Annotated in this window: 1 pseudogene; it reads right to left on the bottom strand. The window is 63.3% G+C overall.

The window, feature by feature from the left end:
* Positions 1–296 (bottom strand): annotated as a pseudogene (locus ACYPYD_RS24220) (IS21 family transposase); the annotation flags it as partial.
* Positions 297–529 lie beyond the last annotated feature (233 nt).

A 529-nucleotide genomic window follows, 5' to 3' on the forward strand; every position in this document is an offset into this window, starting at 1 on the left:
AGATCGCAGAACCGGCTATAGCGATATCCGTCTGGATGCTCGGCGCGGTACTCCTCCCAGAGCACCTGCAGCGTCACGTGTTTGCGCTTCAGTTCGCGCGCTACCACCGGCCAGTCCGGCTCGGGCAGCTTACGCCGCCCAGGTTTGACCCCAGAGGCGCCATACAGGCGTCCCTCCAGATCTATGTCGCCAATCTCGGATGGAACCGGCCACTCCAACCCCGACCGGTCGAAGCGCACGATCATGTCGCGCACTGTAGATCGAGCAAGGCCGGTCAGTCGGGCGATCTCGCGCATCGGGACGCAAGCCTCCCGATGCATTCTCAGTACTTCGCGCACATGGCGCATCTTTGGCCTCCTCGTCGGCATCTCCATCCTCCGGCTGCTGCGCCGATGGGATGGACCCAACGATCGGACTTCTCACTCCCTCCCGGGTGGCCGGGAATTGCTCGGAATGGTGGCCGGCATCATCTTGGAATCCCGGCCGGGATCAAATCGGAATGGTGGCCGGGATGACCCCGGAATCCGCA

Source organism: Novosphingobium sp. 11B (genome assembly GCF_054589055.1).